Here is a 19,587-nt window from a genome sequence, read left to right as displayed (position 1 = left end):
TGTGAACCGGCCATGGCAGAAATCAGCAGTTCTCGCCCGCTTCCCGCGACACCGCCGGCCGCCCGTCCTTCCGTGCCCAATGCCGCAGACCTGGCGGTGAAGTTGCTGCAGCCACTGGAAGGCATGCTGGCAGCCGGCGAAACGGCAAAGGCCGAGGTGCTGGCGGCGAAGGAAACGGCACAGAGCTTTCAGTTACTGCTCAAGCTGACCCTGAACGGCGGCAAGCAGACCACTCTCGAAGCCAGTAGCCCTCGCCCACTGGCTCAGGGCACGGCACTCGCGGTGACCGCGCTGTCGGAGACACGTCTCGCCGTGGCTCTGCAGGGCGGCGACACTCGCCTGCTCACCAGCCTGGACCTGGAGCAACTGCCCGTCGGCACCCTGCTGCAAGGCAAGGTCGAGTCACGCGAGCAGATCGTCCAGCTCAAGGCCCAGCAGACGCTCTACAGGGTAGTCGTCAACCTGCTCAATACCTCGTTGTCCGGCAGCAAGCTGAATGTCGAGACGCCCCTGCCGCTGCCCATCGGCAGCCTACTCACCGCCCAGGTACAGGGCAGTCAATCCCTCAACTTCCTGCCCCTGAGCGGGCGCCTGGATCAGTTGGTGCTGGGCCAGCAACTGGCTGCCCAGCAAGGTCGTCAGGGATCATTGGAGGGGCTGTTCAAGGGGCTGCAGGGCATGGCCCAGCAGGACGGGCTGCCAACCGAGCTGCGCGCAAGCATAGACAAGCTGCTGGGCATGCTTCCTGATGGCAAGCAACTCGGCAGCGCCGAAGGACTGGCCAAGGCCATGGAACAGAGCGGCGTATTCCTCGAAGCCAAGCTGCTCGGCGGCCAGTCGCAAAACCTGCCGCAGGACCTCAAAGCCAACCTGCTCCGCCTGGTGGCGCAATTGCTGCCAACCCTGCCGGGCGGCGGGCCGATGCCTGCGGCCAGTGCCGGAAATGCGCTGGCCCAGGCCTTGCCCGCCTTCGTGCGCAATGCCCTCGGCGCGATTGGCCAGGTCAACCAGCGCCAGCAGGCCATGAGTTTCCCGCTCCCCTCGCGCCTGCTGCAGTCGATGGACGAAGAAGCCGACCTGGAGACGCTGCTCAAACTCGCCGCAGCCGCAGTCTCGCGCTTGCAGACTCATCAGCTATCCAGCCTCGCCCAGACCCAGGTGACTCCGGAAGGCAATCTGCTGACCACCTGGCAGCTGGAGCTGCCGATGCGCAACCAGCACGACGTGGTACCACTGCAGGTCAAGCTGCAGCGCGAGGAGCCCGGCAACGAGAGTCGCAAGGAACAGAAGGAAACCCTGTGGCGCATCGAACTGGCCTTCGATCTGGACCCGCTCGGACCGCTGCAGGTACAGGCTCAGCTATTACGTGGCAGCCTCTCCAGTCAGCTATGGGCCGAACGCGCCGATACCGCAAGGCTGATCGACCAGGAACTGGACAATCTGCGCCAGCGCCTGCTCGGCGCCGGACTGGAAGTAGGTGAACTCAGCTGCCGCCAGGGCATGCCACCCCAGGGCCCCAAAACGCATCTGGAGCAGCGCTGGGTGGATGAAACCGCATGAAGCAGGACAAAGCCCCACGCCAGGCCATCGCCCTCTCCTACGACGGCAGCAACGCCCCCAGCCTCACCGCCAAGGGCGACGACGAGCTGGCCGAGGCCATCCTGGCCATCGCACGCGAGTATGAGGTACCGATTTACGAGAACGCCGAACTGGTGCGTCTGCTAGCGCGTCTGGAACTAGGCGACGCAATTCCCGAGCCGCTGTACCGGACCATCGCCGAGATCATCGCCTTCGCCTGGTACCTCAAGGGCAAGCGTCCGGAAGGCTTCGTCGAAGAGCCAACGGAGCGCGATGTCACTCCACAGCCTGACCTGCCGCGGTTGGCGGCGCCCCGGCGATAAAGGCGAACACCTCGCCCTCGTGCCCCTTGCCCAGCGGAAAATCCAGCAACTGCCAGGCGAAGTAGCCTGAGCGGAAGTAGTAAACCTGCTGGAAGCCCCACCCTACGGCCATACGCGCCGCCTCGGCACCTTGCGGGCAGACTTCGCTGTCGCAGTACAGAACGATAGGCATGGTGCGCGGCCACTCGGGCCCGGACAACTCGGCGAAGCGCTCTTCCAGCTGCAGATGCAAGGCCCCGTGCACATGCCCCCAGGCCCATTCCCGAGCGGGTCTCACATCGATGAACAACACGCCGTATTCATAGAGCTGGCGCGCCTGCATGGCATTCACCGTGGTGGCGCCACCGACCTCCAGTGGTGCCTCGCTGGCACTCACTCCCGGGACAATCAGACACAGCAGCAACAACAATGTGGAACGCATGGTGGACCTCCTCCGGAAGTCAGCTCCATGCATTCAGCTTAGGTAGGGGGAGGCGCGGGGCTTGGAACCATTCGCGCCGCAAAAGCAGGCAAACAGAACCTGAGGGATTAAGCGAAGAGGCTCAAGAACGCTGCTTTTGCGCCTTGTGCAGACGGCTCACCAGCTCGGCCTCGGCCTGGGAAAGGCCACAGGAATGAGTCAGGTCATCGACGCTGGCGCCCATCCCGACCAGACGCGCGGCCTGGGTGAAAGACAGACTGGAAGGATCTCTCTGCTCCATCTGGCTCAATTTGTCCGGCAGCGGCGCCACCACGCGGCGCAGCTCATGCAGCTCTTCGCCCATGCGGATGCTACCGGTAAGGTAGGCATCCAGACGCCGGGAAATCTCCTTGAGACGCTGGTCGCGGAGAGCGTCGCGCTCCTTCTGTAGCTCGGCCTGTTGACGCAGCTTCAGCGACAACTGATAGCAGAAGACCGCCAGCAGCACGCTGAACATGCCGAGCACGGCCACCGCGATCTCCAGCATGGGTCAGATGCTCTCCAGCTCAGACCACTCTTCTTCGCTCATCATCTTGTCCAGCTCGACCAGGATAAGCAGCTCGCCGTTCTTGTTGCACACGCCCTGGATGAACTTGGCCGACTCCTCGTTACCCACGTTCGGCGCTGTCTCCACCTCCGACTGGCGCAGATAGACCACTTCGGCGACGCTGTCGACCAGAATGCCGACCACCTGCTTGTCCGCCTCGATGATGACGATACGGGTGTTGTCGGTGACCGGCGCCGACGACAGGCCGAAGCGCTGGCGGGTATCGATCACGGTGACCACATTGCCACGCAGGTTGATGATACCCAGCACGTAGGCCGGTGCACCGGGGACCGGAGCAATCTCCGTGTAGCGCAGCACTTCCTGCACCTGCATCACGTTGATGCCATAGGTCTCGTTATCCAGCCGGAAGGTTACCCACTGCAGAATCGGATCTTCGGAACCTTGCGCTGACGATTTCTTCATGTCCCTAGCCTCAAGTTCGCGGGTCTGCCCGCTTGTCGTTAACTATAGAGCCCCGTGCGAACGAGGCATTGCATTCAGTGCGCCCGAAGGGCGCCATTGCGTGTAGCACCACTGGCAATCAACTCGGCCAGAGCCGACACGTCGAGCAGCGCACACATATGTTCGATCACCGTACCGGCCAGCCAGGGCCGCTGAGAGCGCTGACTGCGCCATTTGATCTCGCTCGGCTCCAGGCGGATGGAGCGACTGACCTGATGCACGGCCAGACCCCACTCGTAGCCCTGTACGGAAATCACGTACTGCAGGCCTTCGCGGAAGTCTTCACGGTAACGCTCGGGCATCACCCAGCGCGCCGTATCCAGCACCTTCAGGTTGCTCTCCTGGCCCGGCAGGATACCGAGAAACCAGTCAGGCTGGCCAAACAATGGCGTCAGTTCGGTTCCTGCCAGCGGGTGGATGGTACCCAGGCAAACCAGAGGGACCGCCAGAGTCAGGCCCGCCACGTCGAACAACAGACACTCGAACGACTCCTCGGCCCAGCTTGGCCGCTCCTCCCATGCAGGTGCAGCAGCTGCAGGCAATTCCATAGCCTGCTCGACCAGAACTTCGGGCTCAGGTACCTCGACCTCAACAACCGGCGGTACCAGTGCCACCTCGGGCATACGCAACTCGATGGTCGGCAGTACTTGCGGCTTCGCCTCGGCTAGCGCGAGCGGCTTGACCAGTACGGGCTTGGCCTCGACCCGGCGCGCATCGCGTACCTGTTCCTCCAGCACGGCCGCTTCGAACTCGTCGAAACCCGGATCTTCCTGGGCCAGCTCGACGGCCGCCTCCTGCAGCAGGGCATCCAGATACGACTGCAAGGCCTGTTGTGGGCGAGTAGCGGTGATGGCGGTACGGCTCATAAGAGATTCCACGAAAGAGATCTGTACAACCTATCGGCAGGTTGGGTGGAGGACTTGAACCCGTCTGCTCAGCATAGCCGGCTTCTTCAGGCTACCTGAGTGGCCGGCTGCCCCGCCAGCAGATGCTTCAGCAGGGCTCTATAGGCGATCACCCCTCGGCTGTTGCCATCGAACTGAGAGGGCGTCAGCCCTGCCCGGCTGGCATCACGCAGACGAGTATCCACCGGCACATAAGCCTGCCAGAGGTGTTCGGGATAAGAATTGCGCAACACCCGTAGTGTGCTCAGCGAGGCCTGGGTACGACGGTCGAACAGGGTTGGCACGATGGTGTAGGGCAACGGCTGCTTGCGCGAACGGTTGACCATGGTGAGGGTGCTGACCATGCGCTCCAGCCCCTTTACTGCGAGAAACTCGGTCTGCACCGGGATCGCCAGCTGCTGGCTGGCCGCGAGGGCATTGACCATCAGCACGCCGAGCAGCGGTGGGCTGTCGATGATCGCGTGGTCGAACCTGTCCCATAACTGCGCCAGACTTTTGGCGATCACCAGCCCGAGACCATTCTGCCCCGGCGACTGGCGCTCGAGAGTGGCCAGCGCGGTGCTGGAGGGCAGCAGAGAGATGCTCTCATGGCTGGTCGGCAGCAACAGGCTGGCCGGCAGCCCCTGCGGCACATTGCCCTGATGCAGAAATAGATCGAAATTACTGTGCTCCAGGGTGTCCGGGTCATGGCCGAAATAGCTGGTCATCGACCCATGGGGATCGAGATCGACCACCACCACGCGCTTGCCGGCGTCAGCCAGGAGACCGGCCAGGGCGATGGATGTGGTGGTCTTGCCGACACCACCTTTTTGATTGGCTACTGCCCAGACTTTCATGGTCATCTTCCTCCCGGCGCGGTTACGACCTACCGAGAACTGATTGGCGCCTCATGGCGCAGGCGTCGAAAAATTGGCAGGACCGCTCTGCGGTGATGCCGTCGGAGCCTGCGGTGCAGGTTGTGTGCCAGCCCGCCGCAATGCGGCATCCGGCTGAGCGTTTCCGCTTCCCACACCACTGACACTGCGCCTCACATCCAGATTGCGCGATACCACCAACACTACCCTGCGGTTACGCGAGCGCCCATCTGCCGTAGCATTATCGGCAACCGGTTGAAACTCGCCGTAGCCCACCGCAGCCAGGCGACCAGGATTCACACCATCCATCGCCAGCATTCGCACTATGCTGGCCGCCCTGGCCGCAGAAAGTTCCCAGTTGCTCGGATATTGCGAGGTACTGATCGGCAGGTTGTCGGTGAAGCCCTCGACATGTATCGGGTTTTCGTAGGGCGACAGAATCTTCGCGACTTTCTCGATCAGCTCGAAGGCCGTGTCGTTGGGGACCGCATCGCCGCTGGGAAAGAGCAGGCTGGAGTTCAGTTCGATCTCCACCCAGAGCTCGTTGCCACGCACGGTGAGCTGCTCGGAGGCAATGAGGTCCCCGAACGCTTCGCGCATGCTGCTGGCGATCTGCGTCAGCGGATCGACGGTGGGGTCATCGCTGGCCGTCGCACTGTTCGGATTGTCTTCGATCATCGAACGATCAGGATCGGTAGTGCGCGGCTTCTCATCGCCGATGGGGATGGGCTTGATCGCCCTCTCCGGCTCGCTGAACACGCCGACCAGGCTTTCCGACAGCACCTTGTACTTGCCCTCGTTGATCGAGGAGATCGAGTACATCACCACGAAGAAGGCAAACAGCAGCGTGATGAAGTCCGCGTAGGACACCAGCCAGCGTTCGTGATTTTCATGCTCTTCGTTATTGCGCCGGCGAGCCATGGGTCAATCCATGAAGCCCTGCAGCTTCAGTTCGATGGAGCGGGGATTTTCACCTTCGGCGATGGACAGGATGCCCTCGAGCAGCATCTCGCGATAGCAGGACTGACGCGCAGCATTGGCCTTGAGCTTGTTGCCCACCGGCAGCAACAGCAGGTTGGCGAACGCTACCCCGTAAATGGTGGCAACGAAGGCAACGGCGATGCCATTACCCAGCCGCGAGGGGTCGGCCAGATTGCCCATCACATGGATGAGCCCCATCACCGCACCAATGATTCCGATGGTCGGCGCATAGCCACCCATGCTCTCGAACACCTTTGCCGCCTGGATATCGCGAGCCTCCTGCGTGTACAGGTCGACCTCGAGGATACTGCGAATGGCCTCTGGCTCGACGCCATCGACCAGCAGCTGCAAGCCCTTGCGGGCATAGGGATCCGGCTCGCTGTCGGCCACCGGCTCGAGGCCGAGCAATCCTTCCTTGCGAGCCGTCATGCTCCAGCTGACAACGCGATTGATCCCTCCAGCAAGGTCGACCCGGGGAGGAAAGGCAATCCAGCTCAGAATGCTGAGTGCCCTTTTGAACACGTTCATCGGGGTCTGGATGAAGGCGGCACCCAATGTACCGCCAATCACGATCAGCGCAGCCGGACCGTTGAGCAGCGCGCCGATGTGGCCGCCTTCGAGGTAATTGCCGCCAATGATGGCGACAAAGGCCAGAATCACCCCAACGAGGCTGAGTACATCCATCAGAGGCAGGCCTCGGTCAGATGCCTGCCAATTTCGTCCAGACCATACACGGCATCGGCCAGGTTGGCCTTCACGATTGCCATGGGCATGCCGTAGATCACGCAGCTCGCCTCATCCTGCGCCCACACCTGGCTCCCGCTCTGTTTGAGCAGGCGGGCACCCTCGCGACCATCGGCGCCCATGCCGGTAAGCACCACGGCCAGCACCTTGTCGTTGAACGACTTGGCGGCCGAACCGAAGGTGATATCGACGCAGGGCTTGTAGTTGAGGCGCTCATCACCGGGCAGAATCTTCACCGCTCCGCGCGAGTCGACCATCATCTGCTTGCCGCCAGGAGCCAGCAGCGCCAGGCCAGGACGCAGCAGATCACCATCTTCGGCTTCCTTGACGGTAATCCGACAGAGCTTGTCGAGGCGATCGGCAAAAGCCTTGGTAAAGGCTGCCGGCATATGCTGAACCAATACGATTGGCGCGGGAAACCCGGCCGGCAGCTGGGTCAGCACCCGCTGGAGCGCCACCGGGCCACCCGTGGACGTGCCAATGGCAACCAGCTTGTACGCCTTACGCTTTGGGCTCGCGCCACCTCCGGCTGGTGCCTGGGACGCAGGTGCGGGCTGAGCCGAAGCCCGGCTCGGAGCAGGCGAAGCCCCCGTTGTCGGACGCCCTGCAAGGCCCGCAGACGAAGCGGGAGCGACCTGAGGAGCCGGCGGACTGAAGGTGCTGTAGCGGCGATTGCTGCGGGCGATGGTATGAACCTTCTCGCACAGCATCGCCTTGACCTTGTCCGGGTTGCGCGAGATGTCTTCGAAGTTCTTCGGCAGATAGTCGACCGCACCGGCATCCAGCGCATCCAGGGTGACACGAGCTCCCTCGTGGGTCAGCGAAGAGAACATCAGGACCGGTGTCGGACAACGCTGCATGATGTTCCGCACAGCGGTGATGCCATCCATCATCGGCATCTCGTAGTCCATGGTGATCACGTCTGGCTTCAACGCCAGAGCCTGATCAATGGCTTCTCGACCGTTGGTGGCGGTCCCGACCACCTGGATATCCGGGTCCGCGGAGAGAATTTCCGAAACCCGACGGCGGAAGAAGCCGGAATCGTCCACCACCAGGACCTTGACTGCCATAAACACTCCAGAGCGGCTGGCAGCGCCAGCCGCATTCAATCAGATGCGACGCGCGTAGCGCTTGAGCATGCTCGGCACGTCGAGGATGAGGGCAATGCGCCCATCACCGGTTATGGTAGCGCCAGACATGCCAGGCGTACCTTGCAGCATCTTGCCGAGCGGCTTGATCACCACCTCCTCCTGGCCCACCAGCTGATCGACCACAAAGCCGATGCGCTGACTACCCACGGTGAGGATCACGACATGCCCCTCACGCTGCTCGTCAGATGCGCCCCCCACCAACCAGCGCTTGAGATAGAACAATGGCAGCGCCTTGTCACGCACGATCACTACTTCCTGGCCATCCACCACATTGGTGCGCGACAGGTCGAGGTGGAAGATTTCATTGACGTTGACCAGCGGGAAGGCGAACGCCTGGTTGCCCAGCATCACCATCAGAGTCGGCATGATCGCCAGGGTCAGAGGCACCTTGATGACGATCTTGGAACCCTGACCCTTCTGCGAAAATACGTTGACCGTGCCATTGAGCTGGGAAATCTTGGTTTTCACCACGTCCATGCCTACACCGCGACCCGACACGTCGGAAATCTCGGTCTTGGTCGAGAAGCCCGGCGCGAAGATCAGGTTGTAGCACTCGAGATCGGTAAGGCGATCCGCGGCGTCCTTGTCCAGCAAGCCCTTCTCCACCGCTTTGGCACGAAGGATGTTCGCATCCATGCCCTTACCGTCATCGGTGATCATCAGCAGGATGTGGTCACCCTCCTGCTCAGCCGACAACACCACGCGACCAGTGCGCGGCTTACCAGCGGCCTCCCGTTCTTCGGGGGTCTCGACACCGTGGTCGACGGCATTCCTCACCAAGTGCACCAGCGGGTCGGCAAGCGCCTCCACCAGATTCTTGTCGAGGTCGGTCTCTTCCCCGACCAGCTCGAGGTTGATCTCTTTCTTCAGGTTGCGTGCCAGATCGCGGACCAGACGCGGGAAACGGCCAAAAACCTTCTTGATCGGCTGCATGCGCGTCTTCATGACCGATGTCTGCAGATCCGCAGTGACCACGTCCAGGTTGGAGACGGCCTTGGCCATCGCCTCATCACCGCTATTGAGACCCAGACGCACCAGGCGGTTACGCACGAGCACCAGTTCGCCGACCATGTTCATGATCTCATCCAGGCGCGCGGTATCGACCCGTACGGTGGTCTCCGTTTCGTTAGGCCCGCCGGCGGCGGCTGGTGCGGGAGCCGGTGCAGCCGACTTGACAGGCTCGGGCTTGGCCACAGGCTTCGGCGCAGGCTTGGCAGGTTCCGCCTTCTTGGGCTCGGCCTTCTTGGCCGGCGCTGCCGCAGCCGGTTTGGGCGCGGGAGCTTGTGCAGGAGCAGCCTCTTCGGCCGGACCGCTGAACTTGCCCTTGCCGTGCAGCTGGTCGAGCAAGGCCTCAAACTCGTCGTCGGTGATGTCATCACCACCGCTAGCCGCAGGCGCTTGAGCAGCGGCTACAGGTTTGGCTGCGACTACTGGCTCTTCGGCCGGACCGCTGAACTTGCCCTTGCCGTGCAGCTGGTCGAGCAAGGCCTCAAACTCGTCGTCGGTGATTTCATCACCACCAGCAGCCGGGGACGCAGCTGCAACGGGGACAGAGGCAGGTGCCTCCTCCGCAACCCCGGCAAACTTGCCTTTGCCATGCAGCTGGTCGAGCAGAGCCTCGAACTCGTCATCGGTGATCTCGTCACCGCCTCCCACTTGGGCAGGAGCTTCCGAAGCCGGTTGTTCACCAATCGCGTCCAGCAGTTGCTCGAACTCGCTGTCGGTAATATCTCCGCCGGCTGCTGGGGCCTCGACTTCAGGCTCAGGCTCTGGTTCAGCCTCTGGCTCTGCAGCCGCTTGTTCGTCGGCACTTTCGGGCTCCGCAAGCCGCGCCAAGGCGGCCAGCAGCTCAGGAGAGGCAGGGGTAGGCTCGGTGCGCTCGCGCACCTGGCTGAACATCTCGTTGACCGCATCCAGCGCCTGCAGGACCACGTCCATCAGCTCGGGGGTCACACGGCGCGCGCCTTTGCGCAGAATGTCGAACACGTTTTCCGCGATATGGCAGCACTCGACCAGCTCGTTCAGCTGGAGGAAGCCCGCACCACCCTTGACGGTGTGGAATCCGCGAAAAATAGCATTGAGCAGGTCCATGTCATCGGGTCGGCTTTCCAGCTCGACCAGTTGCTCGGACAGCAACTCAAGAATCTCGCCGGCCTCTACCAGGAAGTCCTGGAGGATTTCTTCATCGGCGTCGAAGCTCATCGGTGCGCTCCAAAGGCTCTACTAGAGCCCTAAAATCCAAGACTGGACAGCAAGTCGTCTACGTCGTCCTGACTGGACGCCACGTCTTCACGCTTATCGGCATGAATCTGCGGACCTTCACCCTTGGAAGGTTCTTTTTGTTGTTCTTGCTCGGCACGCAGCACTTCATGGTCGTGCTGGATGCCGGCAAAGCGGTCCACGTGGCTGGCCATCAACACCAGTTTGAGCAAGTTGCTTTCGACTTCGGTGACCAGCTGGGTCACGCGCTTGATCACCTGACCGGTGAGATCCTGGAAATCCTGCGCCAACAAGATGTCGTTCAGGTGCACCGATAGTTTCTGACTGTCGCGTTCACTACGGGCCAGATACAGCTCGATGCGCTTGGCCAGCTCGCGAAAGGCATCAGCTCCCATTTCGCGGCGCATGAACTTGCCCCATTCCGTCGACAATGCCTGGGCCTCGTCGCCGAGATCGTTGACCAACGGCGCACTCTGCTCGACCAAGTCCATCGTCCGGTTGGCAGCCTTCTCGGTCATCTGCACCACGTAGGAGAGTCGTTCGGTGGCATCGGATATCTGGGAGATTTCCTGGGCGCCCGGCATACGCGGGTCGATCTGGAAGTTGACGATCGCGTTGTGCAACTCGCGGGTGAGCTTGCCGACTTCCTGATACAGGCCTCGGTCGCGAGCCTGGCTCAATTCGTGAATCAGCTGAACCGCCTCGCCGAAGCGCCCCTTCTCCAGGCTTTCGACAAGTTGGTTGGCATGGGACTTCAGCGTCGCTTCGAGCTCGCCCAGGGAAGAATCATCGTGTGCCATAGCGCCCTCGCGGCGAACATCAGCCGTTAACCCGTTCGAAGATCTTCTCGATCTTCTCCTTCAGCACCTGGGCGGTGAACGGCTTGACCACATAGCCGTTAACACCGGCCTGGGCGGCCTCGATGATCTGCTCGCGCTTGGCCTCTGCAGTCACCATGAGCACCGGCAGGGTCTTGAGTCGGTCATCGGCGCGGACCGCGCGAAGCAGGTCGATGCCGGTCATGCCAGGCATGTTCCAGTCGGTCACGAGGAAATCGAAACTACCGCTCTGCAGCATCGGCAGCGCGGTATTGCCGTCATCCGCCTCCGCCGTGTTGGTGAACCCCAGATCGCGCAGGAGGTTCTTGATGATCCGTCGCATCGTCGAGAAATCGTCAACGATGAGGATTTTCATGTTCTTGTCCAAGTCGACCTCCGTACAGTCCTAAGCGCCACCGAGTGTCCCGGCGGCGCTGCAAATCATGAAAATCGGTTATCCGTCAGCTCGCCCGCCACTCGCCCAGCCTGGCCCGCAAACGCGCGGCACACTGGCTGTGCAGTTGGCTGACCCGGGACTCGCTGACCCCCAGGACTTCCCCGATTTCCTTCAAATTCAATTCTTCGTCGTAGTACAGCGACAGGACCAGGCGTTCCCGTTCCGGCAGGTGGGCGATCGCATCGGCCAGTGCCGACTGGAAACGCTCATCCTCCAAGCCGTGCAGAGGCCCACCATGACTACTGCTGACATCCTCGTGCAACCCGCCCTGCTCGCCATCCTGTACCAGGTCGTCGAAACTGAACAAACGGCTGCCCAGAGTGTCGCCAAGAATGCCGTAGTAATCCTCGAGACTCAATTGGAGTTCGGCCGCAACCTCCTGATCTTTAGCGTCTCTTCCTGTCCGCGCCTCGATTGCACGGATGGCGTCGCTGACCATACGGGTATTGCGGTGTACCGAACGCGGAGCCCAATCTCCCTTGCGCACCTCGTCGAGCATGGCGCCGCGGATGCGAATGCCGGCATAGGTTTCGAAACTGGCGCCCTTGGTGCCATCGTATTTTTTTGACGCTTCCAGCAGACCGATCATGCCGGCCTGCATCAGGTCATCGACCTGCACACTAGCGGGCAAACGCGCCAACAGGTGATAGGCGATTCGCTTGACCAGAGGCGCGTAGCGCTCGATCAATTGGTGCTGGGAGTCCTGCGCCTGCGCCTTGTTGTACATGCGAAGTCCACTGGCTGCTGTCATACCGCCGTACCCGCGATCGGTTGCCGCACCAGACGCTCGACGAAGAACTCCAGATGGCCGCGCGGGTTGGCCGGAAGGGGCCACGTGTCGACTTTCTGGGCGATCGCCTTGAACGCCAGTGCGCACTTCGAGCGCGGGAAGGCTTCGTATACCGCGCGCTGCTTCTGCACGGCTTTACGTACGGACTCGTCGTAGGGGACGGCGCCGACGTACTGCAAAGCCACATCAAGGAAACGGTCGGTTACCTTGGTCAGCTTAGCAAACAGATTGCGACCTTCCTGCGGGCTGTGGGCCATATTGGCCAGTACGCGGAAGCGGCTCATGCCGTAGTCACGATTGAGCAGCTTGATCAGTGCGTAGGCGTCGGTGATCGAGGTCGGCTCGTCGCATACGACCACAATGACCTCCTGTGCCGCACGCACGAAACTGACCACGCCGTCACCGATGCCGGCCGCGGTATCGATGACCAGTACGTCGAGGTTGTCACTGATATCACTGAAGGCCTGGATCAGGCCGGCATGCTGGATCGGTGACAGCTGCACCATGCTCTGTGTGCCTGAAGCGGCCGGCACGATACGGACGCCGCCCGGGCCCTGGATGAGCACGTCTTTCAGATCGCACTCGCCGGCGATGACGTCGGCCAGCGTGCGTTTCGGGGTCAGGCCCAGCAGCACGTCGACATTGGCCAGGCCCAGGTCGGCATCCATCAGCAGGACGCGACGACCGAGGTCCGCCAGTGCCAGCGACAGGTTCACCGACACGTTGGTCTTGCCGACGCCGCCCTTGCCGCCTGTGACTGCAATCACCTGTACGGGATGCATACTACCCATGTTCTTCTCTTACCTTACTTGCCTGGACTGGGCTGATCGGGCAACTCCACCGATCCTTTCCTACACACTAGAACGCCTTTAGCGCCGCCGCCTGCCCTATCCCGCGCGACGCGCCGGGTGGTGGTAGAGGCCGGCGAACACATCTGCCATGGCTTCCTCGCTCGGATCCTCCGCAGTCTGCATGCTCACCGCGCGGCTCACCAGCTGATGGCTACGCGGCACCTGCAGATCATCCGGAATCTTCGGCCCATCTGCCAGATAGGCTACCGGTAGATGCTGGCTGATAGCCAGCCCCAAAACCTCGCCCAGGCTGGCTGCCTCGTCGACCTTGCTCAGGATGCAGCCCGCAAGGCCGCATTGCCTGTAGCTGTGATAGGCGGCCTTGAGCACCTGAGCCTGGCTGGTAGCCGCCAACACCAGATAGTTCCTCGATTTGACCCCACGAGCGGCCAGACTCTCCAATTGCAGACGCAGAGCCGGATCGTTGGCCGGCAAACCGGCCGTATCGATCAATACAACCTTCTTGCGTGCCAGCGGAGCCAGTGCCTGGACCAACGATTGGCCAGGATCGACCTGAGTTACCGGCACGTTGAGGATGCGACCGAGGGTCTTGATCTGCTCCTGAGCACCGATACGGAAGCAGTCCATGCTGACCAGGGCGATACTCTGCGGCCCGTATTTCAGCACATATCGCGCCGCCATCTTGGCAAGAGTCGTGGTTTTACCCATTCCAGCCGGCCCCACGAGCGCAATCACCCCCCCCTCCTCCAGTGGCTCGACCTCTGGGGTCTTGATTGCATGGGCAAGATGGGCCAGCAGCATGCGCCAGGCCTGACGCGGATCGGCAACCTTCGCTACGCGCTCCAGCAACGCACGGGAAAGATCGGCGGAGAGCCCCATGCGCTGCAGGCGGCGCCACAGGTTGGCTTGCTGCGGTTTGCGATTCTGCAGTTGCCCCCAGGCGATGGAGCCAAGCTGTACCTCGATCAACTCACGCAGGCCGTGCAACTCGAAGCGCATGGCATCCAGGGCGCGCTGGTCCACCGCAGCGGCAGACGGGCGAACAGGCTCCTGCGCGGCGGCGGCAGGCTTCTGCATCTTGACCGCAGTGGCAGGCAACTCAGGCGCAATCAGCGATTCGTTGGCGAACAGCTGACGATCCTTGCGCTCGTCGGCCACGGCGCGAACGGCCAGCTCAGCCTGGGCATTAGCGATCTTGGCCTGGGTCTTGCGCAGCTCGGCCTCCAGCGCCGGGTTGGCCTGGCGAGAGGGCGCGGCGGGCTGGTAGTCCAGGGCAGCGGTCAGCTCCACGCCGCCGGCCACACGGCGATTGCCGATGATCGAGGCATCGGCGCCCAGTTCGTCGCGTACCAGTTTCATGGCGGTACGCATATCGGCGGCGAAGAAGCGTTTGACTTGCATGGCTTAGAACCCTCAGTTCTGGCCGACCGTGGCGACGATCGTGACCTGCTTGTTATCCGGTATTTCCTGGTAGGCCAGTACATGCATGCTGGGTACGGCGAGCCGCGCGAATCGCGAAAGCATCGCCCGAACCGGGCCGGCCACCAGCAGGATCACTGGCTTGCCGAGCATTTCCTGGCGCTGCGCCGCCTCCACCAGGGAGCGTTGCAGCTTCTCCGCCATGCCGGGCTCGAGGAGGATGCCATCCTCGGAGCCCTGACCGGCCTTCTGCAGGCTATTTAGCAATAACTGTTCCAACCTGGGTTCCAGAGTGATCACAGGCAGCTCCGGCTCTAGTCCCACAATGCTTTGCACGATGGCGCGAGAAAGCGCGACGCGAACTGCAGCGACCATCGCGGCGGGATCTTGACTCTTTCCGGCGACATTGGAGATGGCTTCGGCGATGCTGCGGATATCGCGCACCGGCACCTGTTCGGCCAGCAGGGTCTGCAGCACCTTGAGCAGGGTCGACAGCGAGACCATTCCCGGCACCAGCTCCTCGGCCAGCTTCGGCGAGCTCTTGGCCAGCAGCTGCATCAACTGCTGGACTTCCTCATGGCCGAGCAGCTCGTGAGCATGCTTGTGCAGGACCTGGTTGAGGTGGGTGGCAACCACGGTGCTGGCATCCACCACCGTGTAGCCGAGCGACTGGGCCTGGTCGCGTTGACCGGGATCTATCCACACCGCTTCCAGACCGAACGCCGGATCTTTGGCGGCGATGCCGTTCAGGGTGCCGAACACCTGGCCCGGGTTGATCGCTAGCTCGCGCTCCGGATACACCTCTGCCTCGGCCACACTCACCCCCATCAGGGTCAGGCGATAGGCATTCGGCAACAGGTCGAGATTGTCGCGGATATGCACCGAGGGCATCAGGAAGCCCATCTCCTGCGACAGCTTCTTGCGCACGCCCTTGATCCGCGCCAGCAACTGGCCGCCCTGGTTGCGATCCACCAGCGGAATCAACCGGTAGCCCACTTCCAGGCCAACCATGTCCACCGGAGTCACATCGTCCCAGCCCAGCTCCTTGACTTCCTGGGCCCTCTGAGCGGGCAGCAGCTCCTGCTGGCGCTGAACTTCCTTGACTTCGGCCTCCTTGGTCTTGCGCTGCTTGTGCGCAATCCAGTAAGCCGCGCCGGCCGCCACCAGACCGAGACTGATGAAAGAGAAATGCGGCATGCCAGGCACCAGACCCATGGCGATCATGATCGCGGCCGACACGGCCAGCGCCTTGGGCGAGCTGAACATCTGCCGACTGACTTGCTGACCCATGTCCTCGGCAGAGGAAACGCGGGTCACCATGATGGCGGCGGCGGTGGACAGCAGCAGCGACGGGATCTGCGCGACCAGACCATCACCGATGGTCAGCAGGGTGTAGATGCGTCCGGCCTCGGCAAAGGCCAGATCGTGCTGCAGCACACCGATTGCCATGCCGCCGATCAGGTTGATGAACAGGATCAGCAGGCCGGCGACGGCGTCACCACGAACGAATTTCGATGCACCGTCCATCGAGCCATAGAAGTCGGCCTCCTGGGCCACCTCACTACGGCGCTTCTTGGCTTCGGCCTGATCGATCAGGCCGGCGTTGAGGTCGGCGTCGATGGCCATCTGCTTGCCGGGCATGGCATCCAGGGTGAAGCGTGCGCTCACCTCGGAGATACGCCCGGCGCCCTTGGTAACCACCACGAAGTTGATGATCATCAAGATGGCGAACACCACGGCACCGACCACGTAGTTGCCGCCGATCACTACCTCGCCGAAGGCCTGGATCACCTTGCCCGCAGCGTCGTGGCCCTCCTGACCATGCAGCAGCACCACGCGGGTGGAGGCCACGTTCAGCGCCAGGCGTAACAAGGTCGCGGCCAGCAGCACGGTCGGGAATACGGCGAAGTCCAGCGGCCTCAGGGAATAGATGGCCACCAGCAGGACGACAATGGACAGGGCGATGCTGAAGGTAAATAGAACGTCGAGCAGGAACGGAGGAATCGGCAGCATGACCATGGCGAGCATGACCAGCAGCAGCAGTGGAATGCCCAGATTGCCGTGGCGCAACCCCGCCAGGTTGCTGCGTACATCACCAATGATTTGCGCCCGATCCACTGCCACTTGATTACCCCAGCCGTTCAATCTTTTGACGCGGAAAGCGTCCTGAGCAGGTAAGAGCAAGAAGCTGGCCAGCTTTTCTCAACTCAGCAGGCAGGAGGCGATCGAGAGGAAACCCGGGCCAAGTTCCATAGTCACAGGCTTGTCGCACAACAACTAGGAGATACCCATGAACAAGCTGGTCACCGCCATCCTGCTCAGCCTTGCCGGCACGGCCCACGCAGCGCCCATCAGTATTCAGCTCGACGCGGTGGACGCCGATGGCGTCGGCAAGCAGGTCGGCACCGTCAAGGTCGAACAGAGCCCCTATGGCCTGGTCTTCATCCCCGCGCTTTCAGGCCTTGAACCGGGTCTGCACGGATTCCACGTTCATGCGAATGCGAGCTGTGAGGCCGGCCTGAAGGATGGCAAGTCATCGGCCGCAGAAGCCGCGGGAGGTCATTGGGATCCGAACGGTACCAGCCGCCACGGCTCCCCTTGGGACGATCAGGCCCACCTTGGCGATCTGCCCCCCCTGTATGTGGATGCCCAGGGCAAAGCCGAGCAGCCGATACTGGCGCCGCGCCTGAAAAGTCTGGATGAGCTCAAGGGCCACGCTCTGATGGTACATGCAGGAGGAGACAACCATGCCGATCATCCGAAGCCCTTGGGCGGCGGCGGTGTGCGCGTGGCCTGCGGAGTCATTCGCTGAGGTAATACGGGCGATGGTGGCGGACCGGAGCCACCGCCTTGCCGGGCCGATACCCGGTTACTCGTCGCGTCGTAAATCCTGCGGAATGGGCAGGTCAGGCAACGGCCCTGGGCGCTTGCCCTTGCCGGAACGGAACTGCCTTAGCTGGTACACGTAGGCCAGCACCTGAGCCACGGCCAGATACAGGCCTGCAGGAATCTCCTGGTCCACTTCGGTGGAGTAGTACACGGCTCGTGCGAGCGCCGGCGACTCCAGCAGGCTGACATTGTTCTCCTGAGCGATCTCGCGAATCTTCAACGCCAGGAAATCTCCCCCTTTGGCCAGCAGCATCGGCGCATTGCCCTTGGCAGGGTCGTATTTCAGCGCCACGGCGAAGTGCGTCGGGTTAGTGATCACCACGTCGGCTTCCGGCACCTGCTGCATCATCCGTCGCTCCGCCATCTGCCGCTGCAACTGACGAATCTTCGACTTGACCTCCGGCTTGCCTTCGCTGTCCTTGTACTCGTCCTTCACCTCCTGCTTGGTCATCTTGAGCTTCTGCTTGGTGTCCCACAGCTGGAAGGGAACATCCACGCCTGCGATCAGGATCAGCCCACAGGCCATCCACAGCAGGCTCCAGCCCGTCACTTGCATGGCATGCAGGATGGCCGCCTCCACCGGCTCGCTGGCGATGGCCAGCAGATCATCCTGGTCCGATTTTAGGACCGCCAGGGCGACCACCAGTATCACCACGAACTTGGCCAAGGCCTTGAGCAACTCCACCAGTGCCTTGGTCGAGAACATGCGCTTGAGCCCTTCCAGCGGGTTCATCCGACTGAACTTGGGCATCAGCGCTTCGCTGGAAAACAGCCACCCCCCCAGCGAGATGGGGCCGATGATGGAGGCAATGAGCAACACGGTGAGGAACGGCTGCAGCGCCAGCAACGCCTCCATACCGGTACGCATCAGATAGCGAACCATTGATCCCTCGTTCAGCAACACCTCACGAGGCAGGGAAAAATTGCCATGCATCATGCCCATCATGGCCCGCCCCATCTCCGCTCCGAACATCAGCAGCGCCGCGGCGCCGGCAAATGTCACGGCCAAGGTGTTGAGCTCCCTCGATCGGGCTATCTGGCCCTTCTTGCGCGCCTCTTCCAGGCGCTTGCCAGTGGGTTCCTCGCTCTTGTCCGCGCCACTTTCGCTCTCTGCCATGGCAAAGCCTCCTTTAGCGAATGCGTGCCAGTTCGCGCAGCTGCATCAGCGCTTCGCTGGTCAGCGTCTGAAAATGCGCGAGGAAGTCGGAAAGACCGACCCAGAAGATGAACATCCCCAGCACAAGGGTCAGCGGGAAACCGATGGAGAAGATGTTCAGTTGCGGTGCGGCCCGCGTCATCACACCGAAAGCCAGGTTGATGATCAGCAGCGCGGTGATCACCGGCAGCGCCATCAGCAGGCCCGCGGCGATGACCCAGGTCAGCTTGCCGGCCAGTGTCCAGTAGTGATCCAGCGACAGCCCCTCGCCCACCGGGAGCGTGACAAAACTCTCGGCCAGCACCTCGAACACCACCAGATGGCCATTCATGGCCAGGAACAGCAGAGTCACCAGCATCAGTAAGAATTGGCCAAGCACCGGTACCGATACGCCATTGGCCGGGTCGACCATGGAAGCGAAACCCAGGCCCATCTGCATGGCGATGATCTGGCCGGCAACGGTGAACAGGTGAAAGTACAGCTGCAGCATGAAACCGAACATGACCCCGACCAGTACCTGCTCACCGATGAGCAACATGGCCTGGAGGCTCACGGCATCTACCTGCGGCATGGGCGGTAGTGTCGGCGCCAGCACCACGCAGATAGCCAGGGACAGGTACAGGCGAACCCGAATCGGTACCAGTTGGGTACCGATCACCGGCATGACCATCAGCATGGAAGCGATCCGGAACAACGGCAGGAGAAACTGGCCTACCCAGCCGCCAATCTGTTCGTTGGTCAGTTCGAACATCAGCCGATCAACAGCGGAATATTTTGCACCAGCGTCTGGGTGTACTCCATCAGCTCGCGCACCAGCCATGGGCCCGCCCAGATCAGCGTGAGCAGCATCACCAGCAGGCGCGGAACGAAGCTCAGGGTCTGCTCGTTGATCTGCGTGGCAGCCTGGAACATGGCCACCACCAGCCCCACCAGCAAGCTAGGCAGCACCAGCAGGCCGACGATCATAGCCGTCAGCCAGAGCGCCTCGCGGAACAGGTCGACAGCCACTTCAGGAGTCATG

21 protein-coding genes are annotated in these 19,587 nt (G+C 62.0%); 3 read left to right on the top strand and 18 right to left on the bottom strand.

Annotation, left to right across the window (positions count from 1 at the left end; translation table 11 throughout):
• Positions 1–12 precede the first annotated feature (12 nt).
• Both IB234_RS18480 and IB234_RS18475 read left to right on the top strand, forming a co-directional pair.
• Positions 13–1,560, top strand: coding sequence for a flagellar hook-length control protein FliK (locus IB234_RS18480; protein ID WP_192320651.1), 1,548 nt, complete (start codon positions 13–15; stop codon positions 1,558–1,560).
• Entirely contained in the window at positions 1,557–1,901 is a 345-nt protein-coding gene (locus tag IB234_RS18475; RefSeq protein ID WP_192320649.1) for an EscU/YscU/HrcU family type III secretion system export apparatus switch protein, read from the top strand. The genes IB234_RS18480 and IB234_RS18475 overlap by 4 nt, the downstream gene beginning before the upstream one ends.
• Here IB234_RS18475 and IB234_RS18470 read toward each other — a convergent pair.
• The 15 genes from IB234_RS18470 to flhA form a co-directional block, all read right to left on the bottom strand.
• Positions 1,855–2,322, bottom strand: coding sequence for a rhodanese-like domain-containing protein (locus tag IB234_RS18470; protein WP_192320647.1), 468 nt, complete (start codon positions 2,320–2,322; stop codon positions 1,855–1,857). The two genes, IB234_RS18475 and IB234_RS18470, sit on opposite strands and share 47 nt — an antisense overlap.
• 121 nt (positions 2,323–2,443) lie before the next feature.
• Entirely contained in the window at positions 2,444–2,848 is a 405-nt protein-coding gene (locus tag IB234_RS18465; RefSeq protein ID WP_192320645.1) for a DUF2802 domain-containing protein, read from the bottom strand.
• A 3-nt stretch (positions 2,849–2,851) separates the two neighbouring features.
• Positions 2,852–3,331, bottom strand: coding sequence for a chemotaxis protein CheW (locus IB234_RS18460; RefSeq protein ID WP_192320643.1), 480 nt, complete (start codon positions 3,329–3,331; stop codon positions 2,852–2,854).
• A 74-nt stretch (positions 3,332–3,405) separates the two neighbouring features.
• The gene (locus IB234_RS18455) at positions 3,406–4,236 is read right to left on the bottom strand and encodes a CheW domain-containing protein (protein ID WP_192320641.1); all 831 of its coding nucleotides are present in this window, start codon (positions 4,234–4,236) and stop codon (positions 3,406–3,408) included.
• A gap of 86 nt (positions 4,237–4,322) precedes the next feature.
• Positions 4,323–5,111, bottom strand: a complete 789-nt coding sequence (locus IB234_RS18450; RefSeq protein WP_192320638.1) for a ParA family protein — start codon at positions 5,109–5,111, stop codon at positions 4,323–4,325.
• A gap of 51 nt (positions 5,112–5,162) precedes the next feature.
• Complete coding sequence (gene motD / locus IB234_RS18445) at positions 5,163–6,050, bottom strand: flagellar motor protein MotD (protein ID WP_192320636.1); 888 nt, start codon at positions 6,048–6,050, stop codon at positions 5,163–5,165.
• 3 nt (positions 6,051–6,053) lie between these two features.
• Positions 6,054–6,794: a flagellar motor protein gene (locus IB234_RS18440; protein WP_192320634.1), complete on the bottom strand. Its 741-nt coding sequence runs from the start codon at positions 6,792–6,794 to the stop codon at positions 6,054–6,056.
• Positions 6,794–7,924 carry a protein-glutamate methylesterase/protein-glutamine glutaminase gene (locus IB234_RS18435; protein WP_192320632.1) on the bottom strand — a complete coding sequence of 377 codons (1,131 nt, stop codon included), beginning with the start codon at positions 7,922–7,924 and terminating at the stop codon, positions 6,794–6,796. The genes IB234_RS18440 and IB234_RS18435 overlap by 1 nt, the downstream gene beginning before the upstream one ends.
• 39 nt (positions 7,925–7,963) lie before the next feature.
• Positions 7,964–10,207, bottom strand: coding sequence for a chemotaxis protein CheA (locus IB234_RS18430; RefSeq protein WP_192320630.1), 2,244 nt, complete (start codon positions 10,205–10,207; stop codon positions 7,964–7,966).
• A 29-nt stretch (positions 10,208–10,236) separates the two neighbouring features.
• A complete protein-coding gene (locus IB234_RS18425) occupies positions 10,237–11,025 on the bottom strand; it encodes a protein phosphatase CheZ (protein WP_192320628.1) in 789 nt (262 codons plus the stop codon).
• A gap of 19 nt (positions 11,026–11,044) precedes the next feature.
• On the bottom strand, positions 11,045–11,419 hold the full coding sequence (locus IB234_RS18420) for a chemotaxis response regulator CheY (protein ID WP_171016308.1): 375 nt from the start codon (positions 11,417–11,419) through the stop codon (positions 11,045–11,047).
• A gap of 85 nt (positions 11,420–11,504) precedes the next feature.
• A complete protein-coding gene (gene fliA, locus IB234_RS18415) occupies positions 11,505–12,251 on the bottom strand; it encodes an RNA polymerase sigma factor FliA (protein ID WP_192320625.1) in 747 nt (248 codons plus the stop codon).
• Positions 12,248–13,081: a flagellar synthesis regulator FleN gene (fleN, locus tag IB234_RS18410; RefSeq protein WP_192320623.1), complete on the bottom strand. Its 834-nt coding sequence runs from the start codon at positions 13,079–13,081 to the stop codon at positions 12,248–12,250. Before fleN ends, fliA begins: the two co-directional genes overlap by 4 nt.
• Positions 13,082–13,177: 96 nt before the next feature.
• Positions 13,178–14,503, bottom strand: coding sequence for a flagellar biosynthesis protein FlhF (flhF, locus tag IB234_RS18405; RefSeq protein ID WP_192320621.1), 1,326 nt, complete (start codon positions 14,501–14,503; stop codon positions 13,178–13,180).
• A 12-nt stretch (positions 14,504–14,515) separates the two neighbouring features.
• The gene (gene flhA, locus IB234_RS18400; protein ID WP_192320618.1) at positions 14,516–16,639 is read right to left on the bottom strand and encodes a flagellar biosynthesis protein FlhA; all 2,124 of its coding nucleotides are present in this window, start codon (positions 16,637–16,639) and stop codon (positions 14,516–14,518) included.
• 172 nt (positions 16,640–16,811) lie between these two features.
• Here flhA and sodC point away from each other — a divergent pair, with 172 nt between their 5' ends.
• Positions 16,812–17,333 (top strand): superoxide dismutase family protein, encoded by a 522-nt coding sequence (gene sodC / locus IB234_RS18395; RefSeq protein WP_192320616.1) that lies wholly within the window; start codon positions 16,812–16,814, stop codon positions 17,331–17,333.
• A 57-nt stretch (positions 17,334–17,390) separates the two neighbouring features.
• Here the strand turns inward: sodC and flhB are convergent, their stop codons facing one another.
• From flhB to fliQ, 3 genes are read right to left on the bottom strand one after another with little or no spacing between them, the layout of a single operon-like run.
• Complete coding sequence (gene flhB / locus IB234_RS18390) at positions 17,391–18,527, bottom strand: flagellar biosynthesis protein FlhB (protein ID WP_192320614.1); 1,137 nt, start codon at positions 18,525–18,527, stop codon at positions 17,391–17,393.
• Positions 18,528–18,540: 13 nt separating this feature from the next.
• The gene (fliR, locus tag IB234_RS18385) at positions 18,541–19,317 is read right to left on the bottom strand and encodes a flagellar biosynthetic protein FliR (RefSeq protein WP_192320612.1); all 777 of its coding nucleotides are present in this window, start codon (positions 19,315–19,317) and stop codon (positions 18,541–18,543) included.
• On the bottom strand, positions 19,317–19,586 hold the full coding sequence (gene fliQ, locus IB234_RS18380) for a flagellar biosynthesis protein FliQ (protein WP_192320610.1): 270 nt from the start codon (positions 19,584–19,586) through the stop codon (positions 19,317–19,319). Before fliQ ends, fliR begins: the two co-directional genes overlap by 1 nt.
• Between the last annotated feature and the right edge of the window lies 1 nt (position 19,587).

The sequence above is a fragment of the Pseudomonas sp. PDM16 genome (assembly GCF_014851865.1).
In the GTDB taxonomy this organism is placed as follows: Bacteria; Pseudomonadota; Gammaproteobacteria; order Pseudomonadales; family Pseudomonadaceae; genus Aquipseudomonas.
The sequence above is the reverse complement of the archived record's forward strand: the minus strand, read 5'-3'. Positions and strand labels throughout refer to the sequence as shown.